This window comes from Streptomyces longispororuber, assembly GCF_014656095.1.
Taxonomy (GTDB): domain Bacteria; phylum Actinomycetota; class Actinomycetes; order Streptomycetales; family Streptomycetaceae; genus Streptomyces; species Streptomyces longispororuber.
Genome location: NZ_BNBT01000123.1, coordinates 20,102 through 27,018 on the forward strand (window position 1 = coordinate 20,102; position 6,917 = coordinate 27,018).

Sequence of the window (6,917 nt, forward strand, 5' to 3'; positions counted from 1 at the left end):
GTGAGCCATTCGCGAGAGAGAAGGGTCCGCATGGACACACCGAACGGGACGGGCGCCGCCGACGTGGCGTCCGTGACCGAGGAACTGCACGCGTACCTGTCCGGCCACCTCGGCCGCGCACTGGGGCAGGACGAGGACTACTTCGCCCTCGGCCTGGTCAACTCCCTGTTCGCGATCGAGCTGGTGAACTTCGTCGAGCAGCGGTACGGCGTCGAGGTCACCGTCGACGACCTCGACCTGGACCACTTCCGCACCCTCGGCCGGCTGCGGGACTTCGTCCTGGTGAAGACCGCCGGCCGCGGCGCGGCGGCGTGAACGGCACCACCGCGGTGGACCTCACGGCCCTGGGGGCCCGGTTCGCCGACGCGGTGCGCGGGGACGCCGCCGCCTGGGACGCGCGCGGCGAACTGCCCGCCGAGGTGCGCCGGGAGGCCGCCCGCGAGGGGCTGCTCGACGCGGACCTGCCGCCCCGCCACGGCGGGCTCGGCGCCACGCCCGCCCAGCTCGGCGAGGTCTGTGCCCGGCTCGGCGGGGTGTGCGGCTCGCTGCGCGGCCTCGTCACCGTGCAGGGCATGGTGGGCGCGGCCCTGCTGCGCTGGGGCACCGCCGGGCAGCGCGAGCGGTGGCTGCCCGCGCTCGCCCGGGGCGAGGTGCTGGCCGCCTTCGCCGCGACGGAGACGGAGGCGGGCAGCGACCTCGCCGCCGTCACCACGGAGGTCGAGCCGCACGGCGACGCGTACACGGTGACCGGCGGCAAGCGCTGGATCACCTTCGGCGAGATCGCGGACGTGTACCTGGTCCTGGGCCGCACGGGTGGCGCGGACGGCACGGACGGGCGGCCCGTCGTGGCGCTCGTCGAGGCGGACCGGCCCGGGGTGCGGTGCGAGCCGGTGCGCGGCCAGCTCGGGCTGCGCGCGGCCCAGGTGGCGCACGTGCGGTTCGACGGCGTGCGCGTACCGAGCGAGAACCTGGTCGCTCCGCCCGGGTTCGGCCTGTCGCACGTGGTGGGCACCGCGCTCGACCACGGGCGGTTCACGGTGGCCTGGGGCTGCGTCGGGATGGCCGAGGCGTGTCTGGGCGCGGCCGCCGAGCACGCCGTGCGGCGTACGCAGGGCGGGGTGGCCCTCGCCGGGCACCAGCAGGTGCGGGCGCTCCTCGGGCGCGCGGCGGTGGACGGCCGGGCCGCCCGGGAGCTGTGCCTGCGGGCCGCGCGGATGCGGGCGGCCGTCGACCCGGACGCCGTGGTGGAGACCGTCGCCGCCAAGTACGCCGCCGCCCGCGCCGCCACCTCGGTGGCGGGCAGCGCGGTGCAGGTGATGGGCGCGGCCGGCTGCGCCCCCGACAGCCTGGTGGGCCGCTGCTACCGGGACGCCAAGGTCATGGAGATCATCGAGGGCTCGGCGCAGGTGTCCGAGCTGCACATCGCCGACCACCTGCTGCGGGCCCACGGTCACGGGCCGGCCCGGTGGCGGCCGGAGCGAGAGGGGGAACCCCGGTGAACGCACAGACCCGCGGGCCGCGCGAGGGAACCGCGGCCGAGCCGCCTCCCGCGGCGCGGGCCCCGCAGCCGACGGTGAAGTGCCTGGTCTGGGACCTGGACGACACCCTGTGGGACGGCGTCGTACTGGAGGGCGACGCGCCGGTGCCCTTCGCGGCCGCGGTGCGGACCTTACGCGCCCTCGACCGGCGCGGCATCCTGCACGCGGTGGCCAGCCGCGGCGAGTACGACGTCGCCGCGGCCCACCTGGCCGCGCACGGGCTCGACGCCCTCTTCACCGTCCTGGAGGTGGGCTGGGGCGCCAAGTCCGGGGCCGTCGAGCGGATCGCCACCGAGCTGAACATCGGGCTCGACACGGTCGCGTTCCTCGACAACGACGCGGTGGAGCGGGCCGAGGTGGCCGCCGCGCTGCCGGACGTCCGCTGCTACCCGGCCCACGAGGCCGAACTGCTGCTCTCGTACCCGGAGTTCACGCCGGAGTTCCTGACGGACGAGTCGGCGCAGCGGCGCCGGCTCTACCGCACCGAGCGGCGGCGCAAGGCAGCCGAGGCCGGGCACACCGGCCCGCCCGCGGAGTTCCTGGCCTCGCTCGACCTGGTCCTCACGGTCCGGCGGGCCACCGGGGCCGACCTCGCCCGCGCGCACGAGCTGACCGTGCGCACGCACCAGCTCAACACCACCGGCCGCACCTTCGACCTGGACGAGCTGCGCCGCCTGTGCGAGGACCCCGGGCACGAGGTGCTCGTCGCCTCGCTCACGGACCGCTTCGGCTCCTACGGCACCATCGGGCTCGCGGTGACCGCGCTGCGGGACGACGCGACCGTCCTCGAACTGCTGCTGATGTCCTGCCGGGTGATGTCCCGCGGCGTCGGCGCGGTGCTCATCGACCACATCGTCACCCGGTCCCTGGCCGCGGGCCGCCGCCCGGTCGCGGAGTTCGTCCCCACCGGCGTCAACCGGCAGATGCTGGTCACGCTCCGCTTCAGCGGCTTCGCGGTGGTGGAGGACGCCGGGGACCGGATGACCCTGGCCGTCGACCCGAACCAGCCGCCGCCCGCCCGCAGCCATCCGGTACGGGTGGTCACCGCGTGACCGGCGCCGCGAGGAGGAAGGCTCCCATGCACCACGACGACACCGACGACACCGACGGCACCGAGAACACCGGCACCGGCGTGGAGAAGGGCGTCATCGGCGTGGTCGGCGCCGGGACGATGGGCGTGGGCATCGCCCAGTGCCTCGCCGAGGCCGGTCACCGGGTGGTGGCCGTCGACCCCGGGGAGAGCGCCCTCGCCACCGCCCCGGCGCGGCTCCGCGACGGCATCAGGCTGGCCAGGATGGTCCGCAAGGCGCCCGGGGCCGTCCCGATGGACCGGGCCCTGGCGGCGGTCGCCTGGACCGCGCGCCTGGAGGACCTGGCCGGCGCGCGGTTCGTCGTCGACTGCGCGCCGGAGCGCATCCCGCTGAAGGAGAAGCTGTTCCGCGACCTGGACCAGGTGTGCCCGCCCGACGCGGTCCTCGCGACGGGCACGTCGGCCATCCCGGTCGAGCGGCTCGCCGCGCGCACGAGGCGGCCGGAGCGGGTGCTCGGCATGCACTTCATGAACCCGGCGCCGATGAAGGAGGCCGTGGAGGTGGTCCGCGGCCCCCGGACGTCCGAGGCGACCCTGGACACGGCCCTCGCCCTGCTCGCGGGCCTCGGCAAACAGGGCATCGTGGTCGCCGACGGTCCCGGCTTCGTCTCCAACCGGGTCCTGATGCTCACGGTCAACGAGGCCGCCACCGTGGTCCAGCAGGGCACCGCCGACCCGGCGACGGTCGACCGGATCTTCGAGCAGTGCTTCGGCCACACCATGGGCCCCCTGGCCACCGGCGACCTCATCGGCCTCGACACCATCGTGGACACCCTGTACGTCCTCCTCGAATGCACCGGCGACGAGCGCTTCCACCCCTGCGAGGAACTACGCCGCCTGGTCACCGCGGGCCACCTCGGCCGCAAGACCGGCCGGGGCTTCCACCGCTACCGGGGGGCGGAGAAGGGGGTGGCCCGGGGGAGGTGACCCAGGCGGGCCGCCGCGCGACCCGGCCCGTCGTTCAGGGCAGGCGTCCCGCCGTGCGGATCAGGTGGGCGAGGTGGGGGTGGTGGACGTCGTGGTGGGCGCCCTGTGGGGGGCCGCCCTCGCGGACGACCTCCGAGGCGTCGACGCTGACGTAACCGGTGTCGGGCAGCGCGCCCTCGGTGAGCGCGTCGGCGAGGGTGAGGGTGGGGCTGCCGTCGATCCCCTGGACGCCGTCGTAGCCGAGCGCTCCCCACATCCGGCCCGCGCCGGACAGCAGGGCGCCGTCGCCGATCCTGCGGCAGGCCAGCGGGAAGAACAGGCCGAGTTCCAGGTCGTGGTGCGAGTAGGTGCACACCACGGGCCCGGCGACCCGGCCGTCGAGCCCGGCCAGCGCTCCCCCGCCGCTGAGCTGGGGCAGGTGGTCGGCGAAGGCGAAGTGCGAGACCGCCGCCTGGAACAGGCAGAGCGAGGCGATCGGCGGCTCGTCGGTGTCGAGGCCCCGCGCGGCGTACGCCACCAGGCGCGCGCCCGGGCCGTGGCCGACGAGGTGGAGCCGCGTGTCGGGCAGTTCCGCGCGCAGGTGGCGCAGCAGCGGGGCGAGGCCGCGCTCGCCGATGAGCCCGGCGTGCCTGCGGACCGCGTACGACGTGACCTGGCACAGGAGTTGGTGCGCGCCGTCCCACTTCCGTGCGAGCTCGGGTCCGCTTTCCGCGGCGCGCAGCGGGCGTTCGCTGGGGGCGAGCGACTCGGGCCGCTCCAGGCACTCGGTGGGGTCGTCGGGGGGCCGCGGCCCCGGGGTGTCGGTCTCCGTGAGGGTGCCGTGCTCCGAGACGTCGTGTGCCTCGGAGCCGTCCGGCTCCTCGAAGCGCTCCGGCTCGCGCTCCTCCACCCGGGCGGTCTCCTCCTGGGCCCACTCCAGCGCCTCGGCGAACCCCTCGCACACCTGGGCGGGGCTGTCGATGAGCATGGCCGGGTCGGTCTGCGGCAGGACGTCGGCGCCGAGGTCGGTGCCGTAGGCGTGCAGCGGGTCGTCCAGGGGCTGTTCGGACAGCCGCCGCAGGCCGATGCCGAGGTCGTCCAGGGCGCCGTTCTTCTGGGGCCGCGCGTCCAGCAGGTCGCGCAGCCCGGTCAGGACCTTGTCGCCTCCCGGGAAGACGCGCCGCAGTGCCGCGAGGTCGGCGTCCGTGACCCGGGGTCGGTGGCCCTCCTCGGCCGGTGCGAAGCACATGCCCGGCCAGCGCACCGCCACCAGGCCGACGCCCTCGCCGCAGCCCGCCTCCTCCAGCAGGGCGCGCCAGCGGTCGTGGACGCGGTCCGCCGTCTCCTCGTCGTTGTGGGCGGCGTGGGCGAGGACGATCAGGTGGCGCACCTCCGCCGCGCGCACCGCGCGCACCAGCCGGTCCGCCTGTTCCTCGTCCGGTGCGGCCGCGTCGGCGTCGAAGCCGACGATCCACATGGGCAGCTTTCGCCCGGCCTTCTCCCCTGCTTCCGGCATACGTCCCCCCAGCCGATTCGCGAAGCCGTGTGCGGGCGGAGGCTCCGGTCCCGCACCGCGACGCCGGACGCGTGCGCCGGTCCCTCACCTCGTGGCGCTGGTGCGCGCGTCGCGTGCTTGCCGGGTGCCCGCGCCGTGCCGCCTTACGCGGGGTTCGTCGGGGAGTACGGCGGGCCACCGCCGTCGCGGAGGGCGTCCGCCGGCGGTGGACGGGGCCGGGACCTGGCTCAACGGGTCGCCCTGGCACCGCCGTTCACGTTCAGGACCTGGCCGGTGACGTGGCGGGCCGCGGGGGAGGCGAGGAAGGCGACGGCTCCGGCGACGTCGTCGGGGGTGCCCGGGCGGCCGGTGGCGGTGGCGGCCACGAGCTGGTCCCGCCGCCCGGCGGAGAGCTTGTCCCGGAAGAACTCCGTGTCGGCGATGTAGCCCGGGGCGACCACGTTGGCGGTGACGCCGCGCGCGCCGAGGTCCGCCGCCAGGCCGATGTTCCAGGTGGCGAGGCCCGCCTTGGCCGCGCCGTAGGAGCCTCCCTGGTCGGCGGCGATGGAGCCGATGTGCACGACGGCGCCGCCCTCGGCCAGGCGGTGCCGCACGGCCTCGGTGGTGAGCGCGGCGCTGAGCAGGTTGGCGTCGAGGTTGGCGCGGAAGCCGCGGGCGTAGGCCTCCAGGTGCGCCTTGCCGTCGGGGCCGGAGCCGCCGCCGGAGCCGGTGTCGGCCTCGGGGGCGGGACCCGAGTCGCCGTCGGGGTCGAAGTCGGTGTTGCCGCCCGCGTTGTTGACCAGGACGTCCAGTCGCGGCGGGAGGGCGTCGATGAGCCGGACGAGGTCCTCCGGCCGCGTGTGGTCGCAGATCAGGGCGCGGACGCCCGCCTCCTCGGCCAGCCGCTCCAGCGGGCCGGGGCGGCGGCCGGTGACGATCACCTCGTCCCCCTGTCCGGCGAAGTGGAGCGCGACGGCCCGGCCGATGCCCGTGCCGCCACCGGTGACCAGGATGGTGCGTGCCATATGCTGAGCTCCGTATCAGGGTCGTATAGGCCTAAATTTAGGGCTAAACGTAGTACGAGGGAGCCGCCGGTGACAAGGGAGCCACAGGAGGAGCGGGGCCTTGGCGCGACCGCGGCGCGCAGGGGCGGGACGGGGGCGCCCGCCTCCGGCTCGGGGGGTACCTCCGGCCCCGGGGCCACCTCCGGCTCGGGGGACACCTCCACCTCGGAGGTCACCTCCGCCCCGGGGGTCATGTCCGCCCCGGAGGCCACCTCCGCCCCGCGGGACGCGTCCGCCCCCGAGGACACCGCCCGGACCATCGCCGAGGCCTGGCAGCGCGAACGCCCCGGGACACCGGTCGACTCGATCGGGATCGTCACGCCCATCTGGCAGTTGGCCAAGCTCTTCGGTGACGACCGGCGCGCCGTCCTGTCCCGCGCCGGTGTCGACACCGCCACGCTTGACCTGCTGAGCGTGCTGCGCCGCAGCGGACCGCCGTACACCCTCAACACCCGGGAGATCGGGCGCCGTTGCCTGGTGACGGCGGGTGCCGTGTCCCAGCGCGTCGCCCGCGCCGAACGCGAGGGCCTGGTGTCCCGCCGCCCCGCGGCGGACCGCTCCCGCGCGGTACTGGTCACGCTGACCGGGGCCGGGCACGACCTCGTGGAGGCGACGGTGGACCAAGTGCTCCACCGGGACGCCGAGTTGATCGGCTCGCTGACCCCCGAGCAGCAGGCCCAGTTGGCGGGGTTGCTGCGCGTCCTGCTGGAGGACGTGCAGCGCCGCGTCGGCGACCACGGGCTCGGCCAGGTGGGCCACGTCTGACACCGGCCGCGGCGGCCCGGGCCCGGCGCGGCCCGGGGGCGGGCGGCCGCCCCCGGGCC

The 6,917-nt window shown here is 76.0% G+C and carries 7 protein-coding genes; 5 read left to right on the forward strand and 2 right to left on the reverse strand.

The window, feature by feature from the left end:
- Positions 1–30 precede the first annotated feature (30 nt).
- Genes IE330_RS28715 through IE330_RS28730 form a run of 4 tightly spaced genes read left to right on the forward strand, consistent with a single transcriptional unit; the run spans position 31 to position 3,555 of the window.
- Positions 31–315 carry an acyl carrier protein gene (locus tag IE330_RS28715; RefSeq protein WP_190139065.1) on the forward strand — a complete coding sequence of 95 codons (285 nt, stop codon included), beginning with the start codon at positions 31–33 and terminating at the stop codon, positions 313–315.
- Positions 312–1,499 (forward strand): acyl-CoA dehydrogenase family protein, encoded by a 1,188-nt coding sequence (locus IE330_RS28720; protein ID WP_229926004.1) that lies wholly within the window; start codon positions 312–314, stop codon positions 1,497–1,499. Before IE330_RS28715 ends, IE330_RS28720 begins: the two co-directional genes overlap by 4 nt.
- A complete protein-coding gene (locus IE330_RS28725; protein ID WP_190139066.1) occupies positions 1,496–2,590 on the forward strand; it encodes an HAD-IIIC family phosphatase in 1,095 nt (364 codons plus the stop codon). Before IE330_RS28720 ends, IE330_RS28725 begins: the two co-directional genes overlap by 4 nt.
- 26 nt (positions 2,591–2,616) lie before the next feature.
- A complete protein-coding gene (locus IE330_RS28730) occupies positions 2,617–3,555 on the forward strand; it encodes a 3-hydroxyacyl-CoA dehydrogenase family protein (protein ID WP_190139067.1) in 939 nt (312 codons plus the stop codon).
- Positions 3,556–3,589: 34 nt separating this feature from the next.
- Here the strand turns inward: IE330_RS28730 and IE330_RS28735 are convergent, their stop codons facing one another.
- Both IE330_RS28735 and IE330_RS28740 read right to left on the reverse strand, forming a co-directional pair.
- Positions 3,590–5,050 carry a hypothetical protein gene (locus IE330_RS28735; protein ID WP_190139068.1) on the reverse strand — a complete coding sequence of 487 codons (1,461 nt, stop codon included), beginning with the start codon at positions 5,048–5,050 and terminating at the stop codon, positions 3,590–3,592.
- A gap of 227 nt (positions 5,051–5,277) precedes the next feature.
- The gene (locus IE330_RS28740) at positions 5,278–6,054 is read right to left on the reverse strand and encodes an SDR family NAD(P)-dependent oxidoreductase (RefSeq protein WP_190139069.1); all 777 of its coding nucleotides are present in this window, start codon (positions 6,052–6,054) and stop codon (positions 5,278–5,280) included.
- Positions 6,055–6,285: 231 nt separating this feature from the next.
- On the opposite strand from IE330_RS28740, the gene IE330_RS28745 reads away from it, so the two are divergent.
- Complete coding sequence (locus IE330_RS28745) at positions 6,286–6,858, forward strand: MarR family winged helix-turn-helix transcriptional regulator (RefSeq protein WP_190139071.1); 573 nt, start codon at positions 6,286–6,288, stop codon at positions 6,856–6,858.
- The last annotated feature ends 59 nt before the right edge of the window (positions 6,859–6,917 follow it).

What these genes read in the sequence shown, in the direction of transcription:
- IE330_RS28740 (WP_190139069.1), bottom strand. Translation starts at nt 6,054, where the DNA reads ATGGCACGCACCATCCTGGTCACCGGTGGCGGCACGGGCATCGGCCGG.
- IE330_RS28745 (WP_190139071.1), top strand. Translation starts at nt 6,286, where the DNA reads ATGTCCGCCCCGGAGGCCACCTCCGCCCCGCGGGACGCGTCCGCCCCC.
- IE330_RS28715 (WP_190139065.1), top strand. Translation starts at nt 31, where the DNA reads ATGGACACACCGAACGGGACGGGCGCCGCCGACGTGGCGTCCGTGACC.
- IE330_RS28735 (WP_190139068.1), bottom strand. Translation starts at nt 5,050, where the DNA reads ATGCCGGAAGCAGGGGAGAAGGCCGGGCGAAAGCTGCCCATGTGGATC.
- IE330_RS28730 (WP_190139067.1), top strand. Translation starts at nt 2,617, where the DNA reads ATGCACCACGACGACACCGACGACACCGACGGCACCGAGAACACCGGC.